Annotated in this window: 20 protein-coding genes; 10 read left to right on the plus strand and 10 right to left on the minus strand. The window is 38.6% G+C overall.

Features of this window, described 5'->3' with window-relative positions; all coding sequences use genetic code 11:
• Positions 1-66: 66 nt before the first annotated feature.
• The 3 genes from VB713_RS10610 to VB713_RS10620 all read right to left on the minus strand — a co-directional run bounded on the left by VB713_RS10610 (position 67) and on the right by VB713_RS10620 (position 1,980).
• Positions 67-462 (minus strand): GFA family protein, encoded by a 396-nt coding sequence (locus VB713_RS10610; RefSeq protein ID WP_323311524.1) that lies wholly within the window; start codon positions 460-462, stop codon positions 67-69.
• Between the two features lie 116 nt (positions 463-578).
• On the minus strand, positions 579-1,466 hold the full coding sequence (locus VB713_RS10615; RefSeq protein WP_323311525.1) for an alpha/beta hydrolase: 888 nt from the start codon (positions 1,464-1,466) through the stop codon (positions 579-581).
• A gap of 13 nt (positions 1,467-1,479) precedes the next feature.
• Positions 1,480-1,980, minus strand: coding sequence for a HugZ family protein (locus VB713_RS10620; protein WP_323311526.1), 501 nt, complete (start codon positions 1,978-1,980; stop codon positions 1,480-1,482).
• Positions 1,981-2,242: 262 nt separating this feature from the next.
• On the opposite strand from VB713_RS10620, the gene VB713_RS10625 reads away from it, so the two are divergent.
• Both VB713_RS10625 and VB713_RS10630 read left to right on the plus strand, forming a co-directional pair.
• Positions 2,243-3,727: a CIA30 family protein gene (locus tag VB713_RS10625; RefSeq protein ID WP_323311527.1), complete on the plus strand. Its 1,485-nt coding sequence runs from the start codon at positions 2,243-2,245 to the stop codon at positions 3,725-3,727.
• Positions 3,728-3,750: 23 nt separating this feature from the next.
• Positions 3,751-4,101 carry a hypothetical protein gene (locus VB713_RS10630; RefSeq protein WP_323311528.1) on the plus strand — a complete coding sequence of 117 codons (351 nt, stop codon included), beginning with the start codon at positions 3,751-3,753 and terminating at the stop codon, positions 4,099-4,101.
• A 204-nt stretch (positions 4,102-4,305) separates the two neighbouring features.
• Here VB713_RS10630 and glgB read toward each other — a convergent pair whose 3' ends face one another.
• From glgB to VB713_RS10650, 4 genes are all read right to left on the minus strand, one after another.
• Positions 4,306-6,597: a 1,4-alpha-glucan branching enzyme gene (gene glgB / locus VB713_RS10635; protein ID WP_323311529.1), complete on the minus strand. Its 2,292-nt coding sequence runs from the start codon at positions 6,595-6,597 to the stop codon at positions 4,306-4,308.
• 190 nt (positions 6,598-6,787) lie between these two features.
• A complete protein-coding gene (locus VB713_RS10640) occupies positions 6,788-7,156 on the minus strand; it encodes a hypothetical protein (RefSeq protein ID WP_416242434.1) in 369 nt (122 codons plus the stop codon).
• A gap of 208 nt (positions 7,157-7,364) precedes the next feature.
• Positions 7,365-8,093, minus strand: a complete 729-nt coding sequence (locus tag VB713_RS10645; RefSeq protein ID WP_323311530.1) for a glutathione S-transferase family protein — start codon at positions 8,091-8,093, stop codon at positions 7,365-7,367.
• A 352-nt stretch (positions 8,094-8,445) separates the two neighbouring features.
• The gene (locus VB713_RS10650) at positions 8,446-8,628 is read right to left on the minus strand and encodes a hypothetical protein (RefSeq protein ID WP_323311531.1); all 183 of its coding nucleotides are present in this window, start codon (positions 8,626-8,628) and stop codon (positions 8,446-8,448) included.
• A gap of 459 nt (positions 8,629-9,087) precedes the next feature.
• Here VB713_RS10650 and VB713_RS10655 point away from each other — a divergent pair, with 459 nt between their 5' ends.
• Together VB713_RS10655 and VB713_RS10660 are read left to right on the plus strand one after the other, a co-directional pair.
• Entirely contained in the window at positions 9,088-9,750 is a 663-nt protein-coding gene (locus VB713_RS10655) for a hypothetical protein (RefSeq protein WP_323311532.1), read from the plus strand.
• An 80-nt stretch (positions 9,751-9,830) separates the two neighbouring features.
• The gene (locus tag VB713_RS10660) at positions 9,831-11,645 is read left to right on the plus strand and encodes a penicillin-binding protein 2 (RefSeq protein WP_323311533.1); all 1,815 of its coding nucleotides are present in this window, start codon (positions 9,831-9,833) and stop codon (positions 11,643-11,645) included.
• Between the two features lie 51 nt (positions 11,646-11,696).
• Here VB713_RS10660 and VB713_RS10665 read toward each other — a convergent pair whose 3' ends face one another.
• On the minus strand, positions 11,697-12,806 hold the full coding sequence (locus tag VB713_RS10665) for a glutamate--cysteine ligase (protein WP_323311550.1): 1,110 nt from the start codon (positions 12,804-12,806) through the stop codon (positions 11,697-11,699).
• A gap of 109 nt (positions 12,807-12,915) precedes the next feature.
• On the opposite strand from VB713_RS10665, the gene VB713_RS10670 reads away from it, so the two are divergent.
• The 3 genes from VB713_RS10670 (at position 12,916) to obgE (ending at position 15,217) form a co-directional block, all read left to right on the plus strand.
• The gene (locus VB713_RS10670) at positions 12,916-13,575 is read left to right on the plus strand and encodes a Mo-dependent nitrogenase C-terminal domain-containing protein (protein WP_323311534.1); all 660 of its coding nucleotides are present in this window, start codon (positions 12,916-12,918) and stop codon (positions 13,573-13,575) included.
• Between the two features lie 61 nt (positions 13,576-13,636).
• A complete protein-coding gene (locus VB713_RS10675) occupies positions 13,637-14,011 on the plus strand; it encodes a four helix bundle protein (protein WP_323311535.1) in 375 nt (124 codons plus the stop codon).
• 168 nt (positions 14,012-14,179) lie between these two features.
• Positions 14,180-15,217, plus strand: a complete 1,038-nt coding sequence (gene obgE, locus VB713_RS10680) for a GTPase ObgE (protein WP_323311536.1) — start codon at positions 14,180-14,182, stop codon at positions 15,215-15,217.
• Positions 15,218-15,402: 185 nt separating this feature from the next.
• Here the strand turns inward: obgE and VB713_RS10685 are convergent, their stop codons facing one another.
• Positions 15,403-16,146, minus strand: a complete 744-nt coding sequence (locus VB713_RS10685) for a response regulator transcription factor (protein ID WP_015216313.1) — start codon at positions 16,144-16,146, stop codon at positions 15,403-15,405.
• 153 nt (positions 16,147-16,299) lie between these two features.
• Between VB713_RS10685 and VB713_RS10690 the strand changes: the two genes are divergently transcribed.
• The 3 genes from VB713_RS10690 (at position 16,300) to VB713_RS10700 (ending at position 20,482) form a co-directional block, all read left to right on the plus strand.
• On the plus strand, positions 16,300-17,385 hold the full coding sequence (locus tag VB713_RS10690; RefSeq protein WP_323311537.1) for a YheT family hydrolase: 1,086 nt from the start codon (positions 16,300-16,302) through the stop codon (positions 17,383-17,385).
• Between the two features lie 35 nt (positions 17,386-17,420).
• Entirely contained in the window at positions 17,421-18,140 is a 720-nt protein-coding gene (gene hetI, locus VB713_RS10695) for a 4'-phosphopantetheinyl transferase HetI (protein ID WP_323311538.1), read from the plus strand.
• A gap of 431 nt (positions 18,141-18,571) precedes the next feature.
• Positions 18,572-20,482, plus strand: a complete 1,911-nt coding sequence (locus VB713_RS10700; RefSeq protein ID WP_323311539.1) for an acetate--CoA ligase family protein — start codon at positions 18,572-18,574, stop codon at positions 20,480-20,482.
• A 307-nt stretch (positions 20,483-20,789) separates the two neighbouring features.
• Here the strand turns inward: VB713_RS10700 and VB713_RS10705 are convergent, their stop codons facing one another.
• Positions 20,790-21,833 (minus strand): 3-deoxy-7-phosphoheptulonate synthase, encoded by a 1,044-nt coding sequence (locus VB713_RS10705; RefSeq protein WP_323311540.1) that lies wholly within the window; start codon positions 21,831-21,833, stop codon positions 20,790-20,792.
• Positions 21,834-21,921: the final 88 nt, after the last annotated feature.

A 21,921-nucleotide genomic window follows, 5' to 3' on the forward strand; every position in this document is an offset into this window, starting at 1 on the left:
AAAATATTATTTTATATTCTTATAGCATAATTTAATTGTTTTTCGGAGATGTCTATTACTATAGTGCTAAATCTCAATCAACTTATGAATATTATCCTCCCAATTGGCACCATCAAAAGGTACAACTTCAAAATTACCCATCACATCACCATCTAAACACCTGACATTCACATCAATACAATCAGGATGACTACGGGGAATATAAAAAGAATGAATTCCACAAATATTACAAAATTTATGTTTGGCAACACCCGTATTAAATTGATAACTTGTTAAAACATTTTCCCCTTGCAGCAAAGTAAACTTATCTTTAGGAACAATTAAATGTAAAAATCCTTTCTTACGACAAACTGAACAATTACAATCATCAACCTTATGGTTATCAACCACCACCCGAAACCGCACCGCACCACAGTGACAACCACCTTCATAAGTTACAGTTTTATTAATATTTATCATCATCACACCCTCACTTAAATAGTACCGAGTATTGAGTATCGAGTACCGAGTACAAGATTAAATCAGTGATAGATAACAATTCATCCTTCTTATCTGCGTTTATCTGCGTGCATCCGCGTTCAATAAAGATACTTAGATAACAACCCAATAAAAACGCCAGTTGTTTCCAAATGTGGTAAAATACCAGTATCAGCTATACCTTGGAAATCTCTAATTACATCTTTATTTAAACTAGCTAACCTCCGTCCCAATTTGATATTAGTAAATTGTGCCTCTTCACCCCAAAAAAATACAGTGGGTATTCTCAACTGCTGAATAAATAAACTCAAATCAAAATAAAGATCACCTCGCAAAAATGCCAAAGCCGAAAACTTAGCATTAGGCTGTTTTGCAGAATTTAAATAAGCCGCTACCATTTCTTGAGTAACTCGTTCTGGTTTAGCAAACAGAAAGCTTTGTAAGAAATTACTAACTGCAACTTCATTCTCCGCACCCAAACCATAAATTAAATTATCCAAAAAAGGCATATTAATCACCGAAAGTGGTAATCTTCGTCCCGCACCTTGACCAAAATCATCAAACCCAGAAGGAGAAACTAAAAACAATTCTTTAAATAAATCAGGCTCAGAAATAGTCAAACGAATAGTAAATGCAGCAGTTAAAGAAGAAGCTACCACCGTCACAGGTTGACTACAAGTTTGCTGAATAAACTCACTAATAGTAGTCAAGTAATCTTGAATTTGATAATCCCTTACAGGATGATCAGATTCTCCCCAACCAATTAAATCAGGTGCTAAAATGCGATATTTATTCGCAAATGCTGGATACACCTTAGACCATTCATAAGCAGAAGCACCACCACCAAAATTGTGTAAAAATAATAAAGGTGGTAATTCTTCAATTTTAGAAATATCCCAAGGTTCACTAATTTGGGTATAATATACCATTGAACCCAAGGATGTATTAATAACCTTATGACCAAAACCAGGGGGTTGAAATTTCAGCATATATAATTATGGATTAGGAAATATTATCTTTAGTAATTTGTACAAGTTGATTGAGATTATCACCATTAATATTGTAAGCTGCACCAAACCCAATCACAAAACGTCCCGCAGTAGGAGTGAGTTGAAAAATTCTAAAATCAGGTAAACTGCGTAACATTTCAATAGTTTCTCCAAAACGATCTTGAAATTGTTCGACAATTTGATTCCATTTTTCAGTTTCCCTTGTAATTAAAGTCGCCGTACAGTCAAAACTTAAACGACGACGAGCAAAAATATTAGCAGTTTTAGCTTCATCTTCAATAAATAAAACACCAACATGAGGACGAGCATGAATATTAGTAGTGTGACTAGCTAACCCACTCACATAAATGTAGATATTTTTAGATTCATCAATTACAAAAGGAGTATAACTTGCATTAGGAATACCCTTTTCATTGACTGTACTCATAATGATGCTGGAAAATCCTTGAGGAAATTTCTCATATTCAGCTTGAATTTTCTCAAATTGGCTCATAAACAAAATAAAATTCCACTCACCATCATTAATTATAATAGAAATCTGATACCTTATTTTCTTTACTAATCATAAATAATTGATCATAAATTTCCTTAATTAATTATCTCTGTGTCGCGCCAGTTGCTACAAGTCGGGAAACCCGCCCAACACACTGGCTTCTCTGCACCTCTGCGGTTAGTTTAAAAAAGATTTATAATTTAGGAAAATGTAAAACTTAAAATTGATACAATTAAAGTACGGTAGATTAGTAACAATAATTATGACTGACAAAAATCGTTCTCAATGGGACTTGTGCAGATTCATTAAAACCCTCACCTACTTTGAGGTATTTCCTATCTTAAATTGGTTAGAAAAGTTATTTCCAAGTCATCCTCAAAACAATCAAAATCAACCAAATAGGGGAAGCAAAATGGGTGTTATTCTAGTAGCAGGTGCAACTGGTGGTGTTGGTAAGCGAGTAGTACAAAGATTGCTAAAACAGGGTTATAAAGTCCGCTGTTTAGTCAGAGATATTGAAAAAGCACGCCTAATTGTCGGTAATGATGTTGACTTAGTAGCTGGGGATATTACCAAACCTGAAACCCTAAATAGCTTAGTTATGAGTAATATTCAAGCTGTTATTTGTTGTACAGCAGTGCGTGTCCAACCAGTAGAAGGAGACACACCAGATAGAGCTAAATATAACCAAGGTGTGAAATTTTATCTCCCAGAAATTGTTGGTGATACACCAGAAAATGTTGAATATAAAGGTGTAAAAAATTTAGTTGAAGCAGCAGCTAAATATCTACCAAACACAGGTGAAAAAGCGATATTTGATTTTACTCAACCATCAGAAGAATTGAAAAATATCTGGGGTGCATTGGATGATGTAGTTATGGGTGGTGTTAGTGCAAGTAATTTTCAAATATTAGAAAAAACAGCCTTATTTGCTGGTAATGTTTCCACTGCTAATTCTGGGGGATTTGCTTCTGTCAGAACAAAGAATTTTTCCCCAGTAGTTGATTTATCAGGTTACACAGGTGTAAAATTGCGCCTTAAAGGTGATGGACAGCGATATAAAATCTTTTTAAGAACAGAATCAACATGGGATGGTGTCGGTTACAGTCATTCTTTTGACACTGTAGCTAATACATGGATAGATGTTACCATTCCTTTTACAGATTTAACACCCGTATTTAGAGCGAAATCTGTTAAAGATTGTCCACCAATTGATTCTAGTAAAGTTTGTTCATTACAACTAATGTTGAGTAAATTTGAATATGATGGAGCTTTAAATCCCAAATTTAATCCTGGTAGTTTTGCATTAGAAATAGAATCAATCAAAGCTTTTGGTGGTGAAAGTTTATCTCAATTTGTTTTTATTAGTTCTGCTGGTGTAACTCGTCCTGGAAGACCAGGAATTAATTTAGATGAAGAACCACCAGCGGTGAGATTAAATGACCAATTAGGAGGAATTTTAACTTGGAAACTAAGAGGGGAAGATAGTTTAAGAGAGAGTGGAATTCCTTACACAATTATTAGACCTTGTGCTTTAACAGAAGCAACAGGAGGGAAAGAGTTAATACTTGAGCAAGGTGATAATATCAGAGGTAAAATTAGCCGTGATGATGTTGCTGAAATCTGTCTTCAATCTCTACAACAACCAAAAGCACGTAATCTGACTTTTGAGGTAAAACAGGGAGAAAATAATGCTAACTCTATTAACTGGGAGCAGCTATTTTCTAGTTTAAAACCGGATAAGTAATTGTTAGATAACCAGTCAATAAAATGCTGAAAAAATTATTGTTTGCTGGAACTTTAGTGATAATAATTTGGAGTGGAATTTTATTAAATTCTGCTTCATCACAACAAGTAGATTTCCGTGTGAATAACTTAGAGTCTGACTTGCGTCGGTTAGAGTTACGGTTAAACCAAATTGAGTTATCACTCAGTCAAAATCGTCAACTTCCATCTTCTAGAACAACTCTTACTCCTCCAAAGCCTCAAAATTCTAGACGAAATTTGTCACAGTCAGAACGGGATAAAATGTTTGATAAATTATCCACTTTAGTGATTGAGGTCAAGCAACAAGTTAATGAATTAACCAAGCGAGTTACTCAGCTTGAGTTAGGGAAATAATGATTTTATCAGCATCAGGATATCCAGGATTTAAGGATTTACAGGATGAAGGGATTAAATATTTTTGATACCTACTAAATATCATGAAAATCCAGATGCTAACAAATATCCTGTAAATCCTGATACGCTATCAGACAATAAAAATAAGGGTACAGCAATACTGTACCCCTACCAATTTATAATTTATGTGGATAAATTAAACTGTTATTCCATTAGTTCAGCCGTCTTTTGCTTATCCAACTTAAGCATTAACACGCCCAAAGGTGGTAAACACAAATCTAAGGAATAAGGACGATTGTGTAAAGACCAATCATCAGTCCACTTACCGCCTAAATTGCCCATATTGCTGCCGCCATACTGACGGGCATCACTATTGAACATCTCGGTATAAAATCCCTTTTCGGGTACACCAATGCGATAGTGAGAATGGGGTTGGGGTGTAAAGTTACAAACCACAATCACGAAATTATCAGAGTCCTTTTCACGACGGACAAAGGAAACGACACTATGACGGTTGTCGCTACAGTCAATCCACTCGAACCCTGGTTCGGCAAAATCCTGGGTGTATAAAGCTGGTTCAGAACGGTAAAGGTGGTTAAGAGCCTGGAAAAAGTCTTTTAACTGTTGGTGTGGTTCATGCTGGAATAAATGCCACTCCAAATCAGCCCACACATTCCACTCACTCCACTGGCCAAACTCCATGCTCATAAACATGGTTTTCTTGCCTGGGTGAGCAAACATATAACTGAACAAACAACGTATATTAGCGAGTTTCTGCCATGTATCACCTGGCATTTTGCCGATGATATTGCTCTTACCATGTACGACTTCATCGTGGGACAAGGCCAGCATAAAGTTCTCGCTGTGGTTGTACCACATACTAAAGGTGATGTTGTTTTGATGGAATTGGCGGAACCAAGGGTCCATGCTGAAGTAATCCAGCATATCGTGCATCCAACCCATATTCCACTTTAGGTTAAAGCCGAGTCCACCTGTGTAAGTAGGCCAAGATACCATTGGCCAAGATGTGGATTCTTCCGCAATGGAAAGAACGCCGGGAAAATAGCTGAAGATGGTGTGATTTACTTGACGGAGAAAATCAGCGGCTTCTAGGTTTTCTCTACCACCATACTGGTTGGGTAGCCATTCTCCTGGTTCCCGGCAATAGTCGTTGTAGAGCATGGAAGCAACTGCATCAACGCGAATCCCATCAATATGGTACTTGTCAAACCAGAATAAGGCATTGGCTACTAAGAAATTCCTAACTTCGTGGCGATTATAGTTGAATACCAGAGTTCCCCATTCTTTATGTTCTCCTTTGCGGGGGTCAGCGTGTTCATACAGGTGACTACCATCAAAGAAGGCTAAACCATGTCCATCTTTAGGGAAGTGTCCGGGAACCCAATCAACAATTACACCGATGCCATTTTCATGACATTGATCAACAAAATACATGAAGTCTTCAGGACTACCAAAACGAGAAGTGGGAGCAAAGTAACCAGTAACTTGATAACCCCAGGAACCGTCGAAAGGATGCTCGGCAATTGGTAGTAGTTCTAGATGGGTGTATCCTAGTTCTTTGACGTAGGGAATGAGTCGGTCTGCTAATTCCCGGTAGGTAAGAAAGCGTGCGCCAGGTTTTAGTTCTGATACAGAAACTACTGCTTGAGTTTCCCCATTTGGTCTTTTGGCTGGTTCGTCACTAGCAGCGTGTAACCAAGAACCTAAATGGACCTCGTAGACGGAGACGGGTTGGGTGAGGGGGTCGGTGTTACGCCGCACTTCCATCCAATCTTCGTCAGTCCATGTGTAAGTATTTAAGTCTGTGACAATTGATGCTGTTTTGGGGCGTGGTTCTTGTTGGAAACCGAAGGGATCAGATTTTTCGTAAATATGTCCTTCAAAATTTTTGATTTCATATTTGTAATGCTCTCCTACTCCGAGTTCAGGAATAAATAGTTCCCAAATCCCGGTAGGTCCTTTACGCATTTGGTGTTTACGTCCATCCCAAAGGTTAAAATCTCCTAATAAGGAAACATTGCGGGCGTTGGGGGCCCAAACGGCAAAATAAACTCCCTTGACTCCATCTACGGTACTTAGGTGCGCTCCCAGTTTTTCATAAATTCGGTGATGGTTTCCTTCACCAAATAAATGCAAGTCAAATTCAGTTAGATTGACTGAACGGAAGGCGTAGGGGTCGTAAGTAACGCGCTCATGTTCCCCTTCTTTGATCCGTAACTGGTAGTTTGTGAGTTCTGCGGTTTCAATTGTGCATTCAAAAAAATGGGGATCATGCACACTGTGCATTGGATATTCTTTCCGTTGTTCAGGAACTATTACCCATGCGGCACTGGCATTTGGTAGGTAAGCTCGCACAGCCCAGACAGTCTTACCATTTTGCTCTACGGGATGCAAACCAAGTATTTCAAAGGGATCGTGATGCTGATTCCAAACGATGCGATTAACCTGTTCAGGGGCGATCGTGGTCATGGACATGAAGCTACCTACGTAAAATAAGGTGATTAACTAAATCTACTTTTTTAAGATCTATATATATTCTTTACATTTATTTGCACTTTTGTCGTCACGGTTATCCTACATCAGAATGTATCTTGATTGGGTAATTAGGTAATTGGTAATGGGTAATGGGTGATTGGCCATGGGTAAACTTCCCCCTGCTTTCTGTCTAAATATCTAAAAATGGGAAAAGCTGTAATAATGCTTTCCGTAAGCGGAGGAGGAATATTTGATCTCTAATTCTGGTATCGAGCTTTGGTGGAGGACTTGTTTGCAGTTGCGTTTGTAATTCTGCATATTCAGAGGCTGTTAAACGTTTACCATCAATGGGCGATCGCGCTTCGGTAATAATTTCCGTTCGCAATATTTCCTCTGGTGTATCATCTGATGGCGGTAATAATGCGATGATCTCCGGTCGGGCGTAGCCTATCGCACTTTTCCCCCAATAGCTACTTAGCACCACTAAAATGCTAGTGCTAAAACACAAAATCGTAAATAATAAGACTTTTATCTTTTTCACTCTCCCATCTCCCCCCATTTTGACATCTCAGACCATTTTACGAAAAGCCTGATAAAATCCATTCGTTTTTAATTCTTTCCCCCTGCTGCCTATTTGTCTCAACCTTAAAGTAAAAGGTTATCAGACTAGTACAGCAAGGCATAAATAAACTAAACCATTCTAAATCTCCAACAATCCTATGCTTATGCTGTCTTCGTTTTGACTTTTAACTTTTAACTTTTAACTTTTAACTTTCGCCCTGCGGTACTAGTCCCGGTGGTAGTTGTTCTCCACACAATTGATGAATCTGCACAATGCGCTCAAACAACCAGGGATATCCCTGACGGTACTGAGGAATCAGGGCTAAAGGACTCAGCAATGCAGCTGCTGTAATATCTGCTACGCTTAAGCTTCCACCCACCAAATATTCGCTTTTTTGCCAGCGGATAGATAATTCCGCCAGAGCAGTAGCCAACCTGTTGGTAGCTAATTCTACAGTAGCATCGTTGATCCCATACTGTTTTCTCACCACACTAATCACCATCTGACTGAATAGTGATGGGTCAATTTGTTTACCTTCACCAGCACGAAAGTGATAATACACAAACCTGGTTGCTGTACCAATACTTTCATCTAACCAATCTTCCAGCATCAAAGCTTCAGTTTGCTGCTCATGGTTGGTTAAAAATAGTGCAGGTTCTGGCTGATAAGATTCTAAAAATTTTATTATTTGGGTAGAATCTGCGATAGCGTTCGCGTAGCGTCTCGTAGAGAAGCGCGACCTAGGAATCGCTTGCGGTTGTCCTTTAATTTGGGGTAACAACACAGGCATAGTCGTTAAACCAGTTAGCGGCTTCAGCTTCAAGATATGCAAGCCAGGTGTAAGATTTTCCACCTGGAAACTAATTTGCTTGTAACCTAGCGCTAGGCGAGCCTTCCGACAATAGTGAGATGTACTAAATTGCAGTAGCAACATAAAGCTACTTATTGAGTAAAGTAATATTTTTTCCAGATTAAATTTATAGATGGACACTGAGAGTCGGTCAAAACCGGTTTTTCTCGTGTCCTAACAGTTTTTGCTATAAGAAAGTGCTGAATGCCGAGTGCTGAGTGACCATATAGCAAAACGGTGGGATTTTAAGTAAGAACACATTATTTCTCGTCCACTCTCGGCTCGAAATAAATTTTTTTTCTTGTTCCATACCTAAAGACAGAGCTACAGATCAATTTGATACTTAGTCGGGCTAATTTTTATTTGTTACTCAGCACTCATTACTCAACATTCTTTCGGTGATAGCGATGTGGTGAGGAGCGCTATCCCGACTGAATTAGGGAGTTGTAGTGGGAGTAGCTGCGGGGGTAGCTGCGGGTGTAGCACCAGTATCGGATGGTTCACCACTACTTGTAGCAGCGGGAGTACTGGTATTAGTAGGTTCTCCACCACCGTCACAAGCACCAAGCACAGTAGCCAGACTTAACATGAGCGCCAAACCAAAGATTTTTGTTTTCATAACTCCTCTTTCACCAAATAAGGGCAATATAAATCTCGCACCTGTTGAATAAGATAGCTTATTTGTTGCTTTTTTTAAAACCCCATTTTCTAAGTTAACGAGCTTTGCGGTTAGCTATTGCCGCAGACTGCTCTACATTGCCATAATCTTAGATGTATGTAATACCTGATTAGGTCAGTCTACTCAAGTGAGCATGACACTAAGTAAGTTAGTGAGATAAAACGGAACTATGTAAAGTTTTTGAAGGGAAAAGTTAAATAGTAAAGGTTTTGCCATTTCGCTCTTACCCTATACCCTTCTTTTTGCAACCACCTACTTACCCAGTGAATGTAAATTCTGGTGAAGTCACCAAGGAAAACCTGGAAAGGTTTTATCTGTGAAGATTGCTAAATAGAGGACTTTAACCTTAGCAACAACAAGCGATCGAGTTCAAATACAATATTTACCATTCAAAAAATTATGGTTGCTGCCCGTAAATCAGCTGTTTCTACAAAAAATACTTGGTTCAAGCGAAATCCTGCCCTGTCCCAAAGGCAGCGACCCTCTAGCAGTCTAGATACAAATAAGCCAAGCACCTCTACACAGGCTAATGAACTGACAGTAGTACGCCCCAGAAGACAACGGAATTCCTCTAGAAATTTATCAGTTTCTCCTAGAAAAGAGGCAATCATGCCCTCTTTGGAAAAAGATGATGGCAAAAAGGCAGTTTCCAATATTCACGGACAGTCTCGCTTACCCATAATGCCTACTGCTAGTGCTGCACCTGTGTGGTTGCTACGCTTACACTCTGTCTATCGTTATTCTTCAGCAGCGGCGTTTTTATTTGTAGCAGCTACACTTGTGGTTTATGGTTGGACAGTATATTCTCAAGAGCTTTGGAGTCAAGCTTACCGCACACTGCAAAGTCTACAACGTAACGAGCGTCAGTTGACCACAACCAATGCAACTCTAACTAGCAAAATGGCTGAAGAGGCAGAACAAGCAGCCGCAGGTCTTGTATCACCAAGTCCTGGAGGGACAATTTTCTTGCCACCGACATCTAATAGACCTAATTCCCTATCCTCCACTACAGTGCCGAATACAGAAACACAGATCCAACCGAAATCACCTATGGGATATTAATATCAACATTCATTTGGTCATTGGTCATTAGTCATTGGTCATTGGTCATAACAACAAACAACTGACAAAGGACAATCCCAATGCAGAAGTTACCAAGCAGAACAAAATTCAAAAATTTGCAAAATTTAGAATTTACAAGGCAGCGAAAGTTTTCCAGGCAAGTTTTTCCAGAGCATGATTTTTCTAAAACTCAAGCCCAAGTCCCAAATCTTAAGTCTCGACTTTTGATAGCTTGGGGTGTACTAATTGCTGCTGGAGTGGGGTTGACTTTCAATTTGTATAGGCTGCAAATTCTCCAGGGATCAAAGCTGACTGAAAGGGCAAGAAGCCAGCAAATGGTAAATTTGCGTCCTTTTATGCCTCGTCGTTCAGTGGTTGATCGTAATGATAATATGTTGGCGATTGACCGCCCTGTTTATACTTTGTATGCCCATCCCAAACTATTTGATAAATCTAATGAAGAGATGGCAAAGCAACTTGCTCCTGTACTGGGTAAAGATGCTGACAAGTTAGTAAAACTTTTTCAAAGTAGAAAAAGTGGTATTCTACTGTCCAATTCTGTGGCTGAAAATATTGCTGATCGTGTAATTTCATTTCGTTTGAATGGCTTGGAGTTGATTGAAAAATATTCCCGTTTTTACCCTCAAGGTGATTTAGTAGCTAATGTGGTGGGCTATGTTAATCTTGACCGTCGTGGTCAGGCAGGGGTGGAATACAGTCAGGAGAAGTTGTTGGAACGCTCTGTACAAACTATACGTCTCAGTCGGGCAGGTAACGGGGCTTTAATGCCAGATCACGCACCAGAGGGATTTCTACATTTTGATGACTTAAAACTACAATTGACTATTGATAGCCGCTTGCAACGAGCAGCCCGCACTGCGCTTAAAAAACAGATAGACAAGTTCCAGGCTAAACGCGGGGCCGTAATTGTTATGGATGCGATGGATGGTTCTTTACTAGCTTTAGTTTCTCAGCCTACTTATAATGCCAATGAATACTCTAAAGCTAATATTGCCCTGTTCAAAAACTGGATTGTGGCAGATCTTTATGAACCGGGTTCAACTTTTAAACCGTTGAATGTTGCGATCGCACTAGAAAATGGTGCCATTAAACCAGATGACTCCTTTGGTGATCCAGGTACTATCAATGTCGCTGATCGGGTGATTAAAAACGCTGAAAGAAATGCTCCCCGTCAGATTAGCGTTGCTCAGATTCTTCAATATTCCAGCAACGTGGGCATGGTCAAAATCATTCAACGAATGCGCCCCACAATATACTACAATTGGCTGGAACGTCTAGGACTAGGACAAAAAGTTGACACAGATCTGCCCTTTGAAGTCGGTGGTCGGCTCAAAAGTCAAGAAGAATTTTTATCCTCAACCATAGAACCTGCAACTACTTCTTTTGGACAAGGTTTTTCCCTGACTCCATTACAGCTAGTACAAATGCATGGCGCTTTAGCTAATGGTGGTAAATTGGTAACACCGCATATAGTCCAAGGGCTAATTGATAGCCAAGGCAAAATTCACTATTCCCCCACCCTCCCAACACCACGCCAAATTTTCTCCAGTACAACTACCCAAAAGGTAGTAGCAATGATGGAAACAGTTGTTTCTAAAGGTAGTGGTAAAGCATCAAGAATTAATGGATACGGTATTGCCGGCAAAACTGGTACAGCCCAAAAAGCTAGTCCTAACGGTGGATATATTCCAGGAGCGAGAATTACTAGTTTTGTAGGTATTTTACCAGCAGAAGCTCCCCGCTATGTGGTTGCAGCAATAGTGGATGAACCAAAGGGAGAAAATGCCTATGGTGGGACTGTTGCCGCACCAATTGTCAAGGCTGTAATGGAAGTTCTTATTCCTATGGAGAAGATTCCACCTAGTGGGAAATGAGGCAGGGTGCAGGGGGCAGAATATAGAAAGAGGTTAATTACCAATTACCAATTACCAATTACCAAATTCATAACTTCTCTTTAGTGTTTCTGCAATTGAACCTACATTTTGAAAAGTTTTAATTAATTGATGTGATTTTGTTTTTCTCTCTGCCAAAATAACTTTTAGTGTGGTTAAAAATTCAATATCTGGGTCATTTGCTAAAGCAATTTCAGCAGCTTGTAAAATTTTGGTTGTATTCAGAAAAATCTCTTCATTGTCAAACCCATTTTTTGCCGAAATTTGGTGTAAATTAGCATCAGGGACAGTAGCCCGACCTGGCAAAGTTTGATCTAATGCTAAACCTTTTAATAGAGCTAATAAACCTGCATAAATAGCGAAATTATCACAACTATCGCAAGCTTTGAATTCAATCCGACCTACCTCTGCTGGAATGCGGGCTACTTTTGTTAAAGAGGGTACACTCTGGATAAGTTGCTCCTGTTTTTCGACAAAAACTAATGTTGCTGATCTTTTTCCTGTTCTGATAAATGTTCTTATTGATAAACCTTCCCATAAACCTCCATTAAAAAAAGGAGAACTATAACTAAAAGGGACAATATAAGGACTATAAAAAGTTAATTTTTTACCTATATCAATGACATCTTCAATAGGTAAGTTTTCTACAGAAATATTCAAATCTGGTCCATAGGAAACCATATAAATATAAGCAGTTTGTTCATCAGGATAAGCTTGTAATTGCTTAATTTCAAAATCATTTAATGGCGGATTGGGTTCAAAAATGCAGTTATAGGGATTAAAACTGATTAAAACAGGTGAAAAATCAAAACTGGCAGCTACCTCACGCAGTAAGTTAAAACTTGCGGTTAATTCATCAATTGCGCCTTGAATAGTAGAATGTATAGTTGTTCTGATTTCGATGCCTTTGGCTGCACAGTCAATTACCTCTTCTGAATCAGCAAATCTTTCAAATCCCTCAATATACCACCGCTTTTTTTTAATGCCAGCATCTCCTACCCTTAATTGTGGGTAGTCATTGGGATATATAGGTAGCTTGTCAACAATTTGATTAAACTCTGCAAATTTTGTACAAGAGAAATCAGCAAACTTTCCTTCATGGTTAAGGAAAGCAACCTCATGTTCAATACCAAAGAAGAACATATATAAATAGAAAGAATTATCAATACTACTCTGCAAACTAATCTTAACGCAAGACCAACAATTAAGTTAGCTTAGTTAATGATGAGAAAAACTTGAGGCGTGAGTTTTTATGACAAGTGCTGTGAAAACAACCTACAGCAGCGAACAAATTGCCGTTTGGTTACGTGGGCTGCTGACTATTGCTTGGGCGGATGGTAATTTTGATGCTCAAGAAAAAGAGTTAATCACTAGTCTGACTAAAAATGAGTTAGACCCTTGTCTGGACTGGAATTCACTAGAAATGATTACACCAGAAGAATTAGCTGCTGTATTGGGCAAAGGTACACCAGGAGGGGAGAATTTTTTGCGAACAGCGGTAATGGTAGCGATCGCAGATGGAATATATTCTTCCAGTGAAGAGCAACTTCTGCAACAGTTTTGCCAAGCTTTAGAACTGCAAACAGAAGCCCTATCCTCCCTACGTTATACCCTAGAAGAGAAGGAACAAGGAGAAAGCCACACTCTACACCCACCAGATATACTTCACCCCATGCGGGACTGGTTGGACGGGCTAGATATCCAAGATTCCAGAGTTGCCAAGTTTTTATGTAAAATGATCCCTTCCCAGTGTCCTTTTGAGCGAGATGTCACCCTATTTGGACACAAAATCGTTCACATTCCGCCAATGTGCAAAATTAACCCACTGTATGAGCAACTAGTAGGTCTACGCTTCCGCGCTCTTTCTTACCTTGCTGATGATTGTGGCGAAGATATTTCACAGTATATTTAGTCATTAGTCATTAGTCATTAGTCATTAGTCATTAGTCATTAGTTATTAGTTGGGTGAGATAATGGGGAGTGGGAGGTTTCAGGAATTACGGGTATATCAGCTTTCAGAAAAATTAGCTGATGACATCTGGAAAATCGTTAACCAATGGGAGTCATTACCGCAAAATACATTAGGTAAACAGATCATCCGTTCAGCAGATAGCATTGGTGCAAATATAGCAGAAGGTGTGGGAAGAGGGAGTTATCAAGACAATCGGCGATTCATTAGAATAGCAAGAGGGTCATTATATGAGACTCAACACTGGCTAAGACGAGCATATAGCCGTAACCTATTAACGGATGAACAGGTCAACACACTAAAAGCTACCATCAATGACTTAGCACCCCAATTAAACGCCTATCTAAACTCAATCGGTAAACTTCCAAAAGAAGAATGACTAATAACCAATGACCAATGACCAATGACCAATGACCAATGACTAATAACCAATGACCAATGACTAATAACCAATGACCAATGACTAATAACCAATGACTAATAACCAATAACTAATGACTAATAACCAATAACTAATGACTAATAACCAATAACTAATGACTAAAATATGCAATTTATAGACCAATCAGTAATTGAAGTAGAAGCCGGTAAAGGTGGAGATGGTATCGTCGCCTTCCGCAGAGAGAAATATGTCCCAGCCGGCGGCCCTTCTGGTGGGAATGGAGGAAGAGGCGGTTCCATCATTTTCGTGGCTGATACCAACCTACAAACCTTGCTAGATTTTCGATACAAGCATTTGTTTAAAGCCCAAAATGGTGAACGTGGTGGACCCAATAATTGCACTGGTGCCGCTGGAAAAGATTTAATTATCGAAGTTCCCTGTGGTACTGCTGTTTATGATGCTGAAACAAGCGCCTTACTGTGCGATTTAGTTGAACCTGGACAACGTTTTCGAGTAGTTGCAGGTGGTAAAGGTGGACTAGGAAATCAACATTTTTTGAGTAACCGCAACCGTGTCCCAGAATACGCACTTCCTGGACTGGAAGGAGAAAGAAAAATGTTACGTTTAGAGTTGAAATTATTAGCAGAAGTAGGAATTATTGGTTTACCAAATGCAGGTAAATCAACTTTAATTTCTTCTTTATCAGCTGCACGTCCAAAAATAGCCGATTATCCTTTTACTACTCTCATTCCTAATTTAGGTGTAGTGAAGAAACCAACTGGTGACGGCACTGTTTTCGCCGATATTCCCGGATTAATTGAAGGTGCTTCTCATGGTGCCGGTTTAGGACATGATTTTTTACGTCACATTGAACGCACAAGGGTTTTATTACACCTAATTGATGCAACGAGTGAAAATGTCATAGCTGATTTCCATACTATTCAAGAAGAATTAAAAGCCTATGGCAGAGGTTTAGCAAAACGTCCACAAATTTTGGCTTTGAATAAAATTGACGCAGTTGATAGAGAAACTGTTGATTTGGAGGCGTTAGCTTTGCAATTAAATCATCTTGCTTTAGCACCAGTGTTCATAATTTCTGCTGTAACTCGCACTGGTTTAGATCCAATGATGCAGGAAATCTGGCGGATTCTTGATGAAATTAATGCTTTGGAAGCTTTGGAAACTGCGGAGGTTGCTGTTTAATTGATGGTTGATTTTTACCACTTTTTCTGGGTTGAATTACGTTTTTTTCATAAGGGGATCGGTAGAACCGAAATTTTTGCAGGAATTTAATCGCTGGCTGAGTTTCTAGCATCACTTCCTAATCATGACAAAGCAGGGGCGTGAAAATCGCGCCCCCACAATGATGAGGTAGATTTAGTTAAATGTTACTCAACTACTGTAGCGGCAGTTCCCTCATGAGACGGTGGTAGACTGGGTAACTCCAGACAGTATCCCGCACCATAGACCGTCTTAATATAGCGAGGATGACGAGGATCTGGTTCGAGCTTAGTCCTTAAGTGGCGAATATGCACCCGAATTGTTTCAATGTCATCATCAGGATCGTAACCCCAAACTTCTCTGAGGATTTCGCTAGGGGAAACTGTCTGACCGTGGCGCTGAAGCAAGCAATGAAGTAGCTCAAATTCTAAATGAGTCAGCTTCACAGTGTCATTGAACCAAATGGCCTCAAATCTTTCTGGAACGAGGGTAAGAGGCCCGTAATTGAGAATCTCACTGTGCTTGGCTGCTTGGGGAATACGGTCAGTCCGACGCAACAAAGCCCGCACTCGCGCTAACATTTCTTCTACTTCAAAGGGCTTGGTCAAGTAGTCATCTGCGCCAGCATTGAAACCTTCAACTTTATATTGAGTTTGGCTTAACGCCGTCAACATCAAGACAGGAATTTCAGCAGTGCGCTCATCCCGACGTAAGCGTTGGCAAATGGTAAATCCATCTACTCTGGGTAACATGAGATCGAGCATGATCAAGTCGGGTTGCAGCTGGAGGGCCAGTGCTTGACCTTTAATGCCGTCTTCAGCTTGACTAACATCATAGCCAGCCATTTCTAAGTTGACAGCAACGAGTTCTGAGATCGCTGGGTCATCGTCTATGACAAGAATCCTCGGCATTCTTAAAAAATTATGACTACTTATTTAAGGATAAATAAGAACCTCTGAATATACAAAGATTGTTATTTTGATTATAAAAAGATTACAAATCTAACATAAATATTAAGATTAAAGGACTACGAAATCAAGATCAATTTACAATAAATTCTCTATATGATGTGTGACTCTACCTACAATCCTCCTTATTTCTTACGAAATGGTGTGGCTATGACTGCTTACACCGCCTTATGGGGAGGGCGTAATTGGCAAAGTACTACTCTACATCCAGAACCAATCTATCAAAAAGTCATCTTCACAGGTGGGCAGGGTGTGCCAATTTTTGGTTGGGTCGCTATCCCTAAAAATGCTCATAGCACAATTGTTGGCACCTATGGCATTACCGGGGAGTTGGATCAACAATGGTTTTTGCGCTTGTTGGGTCGAAAAGCCTACGCTCAAGGATATGCTGTTGTGTTATTTGATTGGCGGGCGCATGGGAAAACAGCAGAATTATCTCCTACTCTCACTTCGGATGGGTTGTATGAAGGAGAAGATTTTGTCCACATTGCGGCTGCTGCTGCGGCTATGGGCTGTCCCAAAAAATTTTGGTTTACGGGATATTCTTTAGGGGGGCAGTTGGCGTTGTGGGGGCTGAAAGCGGCTGTAGATTTGACTAGAAGTGAGGATTTAGGGATTCAAGAGAGTGATATTGTTGGGGGGGCGGTAATTTGTCCAAGTTTGGATTCATTGCGATCGCTCTCCTATCTAGTTACTACACCTTTTGGTAAATACGTAGAACCACGCATCGCCAGAGAATTAAAAAACCTCGCTTGGAAACTCCATAATACTCATCCTGGCTACTTTGACGCAGATGCTATTAACCGCGCCAACAGCATTTGGAGTTTTGATGAAGAACTGGTAATCGCACGTTTGGGTTTTGACTCTGTAGAAGCATATTATGAGGCCAGCAATGCTTTACATCTATTACCTAAATTATCAAAACCAACTTTAATTCTTTATGCGGCAGATGATCCATTATTTGATCCTGACATTGTTCCCGATCTAAAAGCTGCTAGTGCTAAAAACCCTGCCATAGATTTGTTACTGACCGCATACGGTGGTCACGTAGGTTATATAAGTAGTAAAAAGTGCCAATATCAATCTCAAGACTCTGACCAATGGTGGGCTTGGAATCGCATTTTACAGTGGATAGGAGATAGAAGTAATCATGAGTTAGAAGTGCTAAATGCTGAGTGCTGAGATAGTGAGTAAGCAGAGAATAAATACAATCAAGAATGAGTACGTTTAATCATATTTGGCTACCTGCTCCTACAGATTTAACTTTCTCACCAGATCATGTGCATATCTGGAAAATAAACCTCAACCAACCAGAATCACAGATACAATCTTTTCGAGAAACTCTATCTAGTGGAGAAATTGCTCGCGCTGAACGGTTTTATTTTCCTGAACATCGTCAGCGTTTTATTATTGGTCGTGGTAGTCTCCGCGCTATTTTAGGACGGTATTTAAGTGTAAATCCGTCACAAATAGAGTTTGATTATCAACAACGTGGAAAGCCTATTTTAGCTGCTAAATTTGCCGATAGTGGGGTATTTTTTAATTTGTCACATTCTCAAGATTTGGGTTTGTGTGGAGTAAGCTATCAGCGATTAATTGGGGTTGATTTAGAATATGTCCGCCCCATGTCAGATTTAGAAAGTCTTGCTAAACGCTTCTTTTTAGCCAAAGAATATGAAGTAATTAAATTACTCTCTCCTCAACAACAAGAACAGGTATTTTTTCGTTACTGGACTTGCAAAGAAGCGTATTTAAAAGCAACTGGCGATGGTTTAGTTCAGTTGGAGCAAATTGAGATTTATTTAACACCCACAGAATCGGCTCAATTGCTTGTATCAGGAGATTGGGTTTTAAAAGAATTAGTACCAGCAGATAATTTCGCTGCTGCGGTTGTTGTGGCTAACAGTGATGTAAATTTTCAATTTTGGCAATCATAATTTGCTTTAATATCCTGTTTGAATAATTTAGTCCAATGGATAATTGATCTTGCCAATCACCACAGAAAAATTAATAAAATTCATGTCCATAGCATTTCCTAGTCTCATGAGGTACAAAATCATCTACATTTATCTGCGTTTATCTGCGTCTATCTGCGTTCCATTTTTACTACTTGTACCTCACTTGAATGGGAATTGCTATATTACATCTTTTCCAAGTGATATTTTTATCATTCCTGCCTAAATACTAATTTAGAAAACTTTAATCAAGTTTAAATTATGCCCTGAGATAGCTGATTTTTTGCATAATAGAAGTAGATGGGAATCGGAAAAATAGCGTAAACCAGTATGAGTCAATTGAAATCCAAAGACTCTGAGTTAAATTACTCAGAATCAAGATTTTGAGTTGTCTAGCCAAAGGTTAACAATTAATGTTTCAAGAGCAAAGCACTGATAGAATCCGTATCAATGCCAGAAGAACTGATGTCTTTGATATTTTCAACTTCAAGTATTATATTGGTTCAAACCCTTATTTAGATACAGGCGCATTAGTATTTGATTTTGCTTTGACTGAACATCGAGATCCGCTACCGATTAAAGAGTATGCTGTAATTATTAGTGATTTTTATCCTCACTTAGCAAGTCAAAAATATCAATTATATGCTGATTTATTTGCCCATGTTGTCTCTGAAGTAGGCAAATTAGATATGGGTTTACATCTTAACAATTGGACTATTAAGCCATATCCTTCTTATGTAAGAATTGGTATTCAAGCACTTCATGAACAAACAATTAGAGGAGTAGTTTACTTAGTTTGGGATTGGTTGGAAAGCATCTCTCAAAATAAAGATTTCCCCTTTGAAGAACGGTTAATTAAATTACAAAATAGTTTTCGAGAATCTGTTTATGGTGGATCTACCGTTTATGCTTTATTGCAAGCTGCATATCAACAGGGTATTCCTGCTTTCTATTTATGGGAAGAAGGATTAATGCAATATGGCTATGGTAAAAAACAAATACGCGGAGTAGCAACAACTTTTGAGATTGATAGTCATCTAGATTCAGAATTCACTACCCGCAAAGATGACAGTAAGGAATTTCTACAAAGATTGGGTTTCCCAGTTCCCAATGGTGATATTGTTATTTCTGAAAAAGCAGCTTTAGCTGTAGCGCGAGAAATTGGCTACCCAGTTGCAATTAAACCTGTGGTAGGTCATAAAAGAATTGGTGTAACTCCTGATGTACAAAATGCTAAAGAGTTAAAATCTGCCTATAATAAGGCAATATTAGCAATTCCAAAAGAGGAATCACAGCGGATAATTGTTGAAAAAAGTATTTCGGGAAATAATTTTCGGTTACTGTGTGTAAATCGTAAATTTGTCGCTGCTACAGAACTTATACCAGCGTCGGTTGTAGGTGATGGGTATTCAACTATTAGAGAATTAATCAAACGCGAAAATCGCCACCCGAAACGAAGAGATACACCCACCTCACCCATGAGTAAGATTTTGATTAATGAAGGGATGGAATTGTATCTAAATGAACAGAGACTAGGCTTGGATAGTATAGTGAAGAGCGATCGCACTATTTATCTTAGCAAAGTTGCAAATATATCGTCTGGTGGTATTAGCATCAATGTAACAAACACAATTCATCCTGACAATATTATCTTAGCCCAAGACATAGCCCAAAACTTTCGTCTCACTTGTCTGGGTATTGATATCATTGCTAAAAATATATCTAAATCTTGGAAATCTGGTAATTTTACTATTTTAAAAATTAATGCTGCACCTGGTATTTTAATGCACCTTAACCCAGTTAAAGGTGAAAGTATTGATGTTCCTTTTCATATTTTATCAACCTTTTTTAAATCTACTCAAGATGCCAAGATCCCAATCATCACTTTTAATAAAATTAGTCTCACCGAATTACAAGCAACAATTGATCATCTTTTATTAAAATATCCCGACTTGATAATTGGTGCTGTATGTAATGAGGGAATATTTATCAATCGATCAGAAAAAATTTTGCATCAAGATTACAACTACAATGTGCAAACTTTGTTGCGTCATCCCCAATTAGATTTACTAATTGCTGAATATCCAGAAGATATTCTAGAAGCTGAAGGAATGCTTTATCAAGGTAGTAATATTGTTGTTTTGGATAATCCCAGTGAAACGGAAATGATCTTATTAAGGGATACAATAGATGGTTCAATGGCAGTTATTAAAAAAGAAAATAATGTTTCTATTCGCCATAAGAGGTTAACTGAAGATTACATTTTAGAGAGAGAAGAAGATTTTTTAAATATTTATTTGCAGAAAATTAGCTCAATTTTGTGATTTTTAAATAGTAAGGATTCAGGATACTGAATATTTGATATAGCAGGGAACAGAAGAGAAAAATATTCTTCCTTCTTCCTTCTTCCTTCTTCTTTCTCCTGACTCCTGACTCCTGAATTCTGACTTTAAATGTAGAATTATACTGCCAACGGGTGAAATTTGGACTTATGTCATACTGAGCGTAACGTAGTGCAGCGAAGTATCTCGGAGATTCTTCACTTCGTTCAGAATGACACTTTTAACCCGTTTTTAGTATAAAGCGCAGAGGTACGCAGAAAAATTAACCTGCGTCTCTGCTAGATTTGATTTATTTGAGTTGAGTATAAGCAGCCAAAATAATCTTTTCCGTTTCCTCCCAACCAATACATTTATCAGTTACTGAAACACCATATTGCAATTCTTCCCGTTTCCCAGTAATTGGTTGACTACCTTCATATAAATTTGATTCTAGCATCATTCCTACAATTGAAGTATTACCATCAACTACTTGCTGAATCACATTTTCTAAAACAAAAGGTTGTTTTCTATAGTCTTTATTGGTATTACCATGACTACAATCAATCACTATTCTCGGTGGTAAATTTGCTGATTTTAATTGTTCTTCCACTAATTTGACATTATCTATATCAAAGTTAGGTTGACTTCCTCCACGCAAAATTACATGACCATAAGTATTACCTCTCGTTTGAAATACGCTCACCTGTCCCTTTTGATTAATGCCTAAAAAATTATGTGATTCTTTCGCTGATTTTAGAGCATTCAAAGCTACATTAATATTACCATCTGTGCCATTTTTAAAACCGACTGGCATGGAAAGTCCACTAGCCATTTCTCGGTGCGTTTGTGATTCAGTTGTTCTGGCTCCAATTGCTGACCAAGCTACTAATTCGCTAATATATTGAGGAATAATGGGATCAAGTGCTTCTGTGGCAGTTGGTAATCCTAGCTCTGTTAATTTTAATAACAGATTACGAGCAATTAAAATTCCACGTTCTACATGAAAAGAATCATCCATATCTGGATCATTAATTAATCCTTTCCAACCTACAGTTGTTCTGGGTTTTTCAAAATAAACCCGCATAATTAGCAGCAGTTTATCTTCAACTTTAGCTGCTAAAAGTTTCAATTTTTCTGCATACTCTATAGCTGCTTTAGGATCATGAATTGAACAAGGCCCAACTACAATAAATTTTCTGCTATCTTGAAAATCAAGAATATGTTCTATTTCTTGTCTGAATTGCAAAATTTTCTGTTCTACAGACTTAGTTAGAGGTAATTTAGCTTTAACTTCATTTGGAGTTAACAGAACGTGGGAATTCTTAATGTTAGTGTTAATTAACTTGTTAATCATGGCGCAAATCGCTTGATTTGTCTAGGGCTATTTAATGTGCGAACGATTACTATACACATTTTCCGAAAAAAATACAATATTCTTCCAT

The sequence above is a fragment of the Anabaena cylindrica UHCC 0172 genome (assembly GCF_034931625.1).
Taxonomy (GTDB): domain Bacteria; phylum Cyanobacteriota; class Cyanobacteriia; order Cyanobacteriales; family Nostocaceae; genus Anabaena; species Anabaena cylindrica_A.

What these genes read in the sequence shown, in the direction of transcription:
- VB713_RS10650 (WP_323311531.1), bottom strand. Translation starts at nt 8,628, where the DNA reads ATGAAAACAAAAATCTTTGGTTTGGCGCTCATGTTAAGTCTGGCTACT.
- VB713_RS10620 (WP_323311526.1), bottom strand. Translation starts at nt 1,980, where the DNA reads ATGAGCCAATTTGAGAAAATTCAAGCTGAATATGAGAAATTTCCTCAA.
- VB713_RS10675 (WP_323311535.1), top strand. Translation starts at nt 13,637, where the DNA reads ATGGGGAGTGGGAGGTTTCAGGAATTACGGGTATATCAGCTTTCAGAA.
- VB713_RS10610 (WP_323311524.1), bottom strand. Translation starts at nt 462, where the DNA reads ATGATGATAAATATTAATAAAACTGTAACTTATGAAGGTGGTTGTCAC.
- VB713_RS10615 (WP_323311525.1), bottom strand. Translation starts at nt 1,466, where the DNA reads ATGCTGAAATTTCAACCCCCTGGTTTTGGTCATAAGGTTATTAATACA.
- obgE (WP_323311536.1), top strand. Translation starts at nt 14,180, where the DNA reads ATGCAATTTATAGACCAATCAGTAATTGAAGTAGAAGCCGGTAAAGGT.
- VB713_RS10655 (WP_323311532.1), top strand. Translation starts at nt 9,088, where the DNA reads ATGGTTGCTGCCCGTAAATCAGCTGTTTCTACAAAAAATACTTGGTTC.
- VB713_RS10690 (WP_323311537.1), top strand. Translation starts at nt 16,300, where the DNA reads ATGATGTGTGACTCTACCTACAATCCTCCTTATTTCTTACGAAATGGT.
- VB713_RS10670 (WP_323311534.1), top strand. Translation starts at nt 12,916, where the DNA reads ATGACAAGTGCTGTGAAAACAACCTACAGCAGCGAACAAATTGCCGTT.
- VB713_RS10665 (WP_323311550.1), bottom strand. Translation starts at nt 12,806, where the DNA reads ATGTTCTTCTTTGGTATTGAACATGAGGTTGCTTTCCTTAACCATGAA.
- VB713_RS10630 (WP_323311528.1), top strand. Translation starts at nt 3,751, where the DNA reads ATGCTGAAAAAATTATTGTTTGCTGGAACTTTAGTGATAATAATTTGG.
- VB713_RS10685 (WP_015216313.1), bottom strand. Translation starts at nt 16,146, where the DNA reads ATGCCGAGGATTCTTGTCATAGACGATGACCCAGCGATCTCAGAACTC.
- VB713_RS10640 (WP_416242434.1), bottom strand. Translation starts at nt 7,156, where the DNA reads ATGGGGGGAGATGGGAGAGTGAAAAAGATAAAAGTCTTATTATTTACG.
- VB713_RS10700 (WP_323311539.1), top strand. Translation starts at nt 18,572, where the DNA reads ATGTTTCAAGAGCAAAGCACTGATAGAATCCGTATCAATGCCAGAAGA.
- hetI (WP_323311538.1), top strand. Translation starts at nt 17,421, where the DNA reads ATGAGTACGTTTAATCATATTTGGCTACCTGCTCCTACAGATTTAACT.
- VB713_RS10625 (WP_323311527.1), top strand. Translation starts at nt 2,243, where the DNA reads ATGACTGACAAAAATCGTTCTCAATGGGACTTGTGCAGATTCATTAAA.
- VB713_RS10660 (WP_323311533.1), top strand. Translation starts at nt 9,831, where the DNA reads ATGCAGAAGTTACCAAGCAGAACAAAATTCAAAAATTTGCAAAATTTA.
- glgB (WP_323311529.1), bottom strand. Translation starts at nt 6,597, where the DNA reads ATGTCCATGACCACGATCGCCCCTGAACAGGTTAATCGCATCGTTTGG.
- VB713_RS10645 (WP_323311530.1), bottom strand. Translation starts at nt 8,093, where the DNA reads ATGTTGCTACTGCAATTTAGTACATCTCACTATTGTCGGAAGGCTCGC.
- VB713_RS10705 (WP_323311540.1), bottom strand. Translation starts at nt 21,833, where the DNA reads ATGATTAACAAGTTAATTAACACTAACATTAAGAATTCCCACGTTCTG.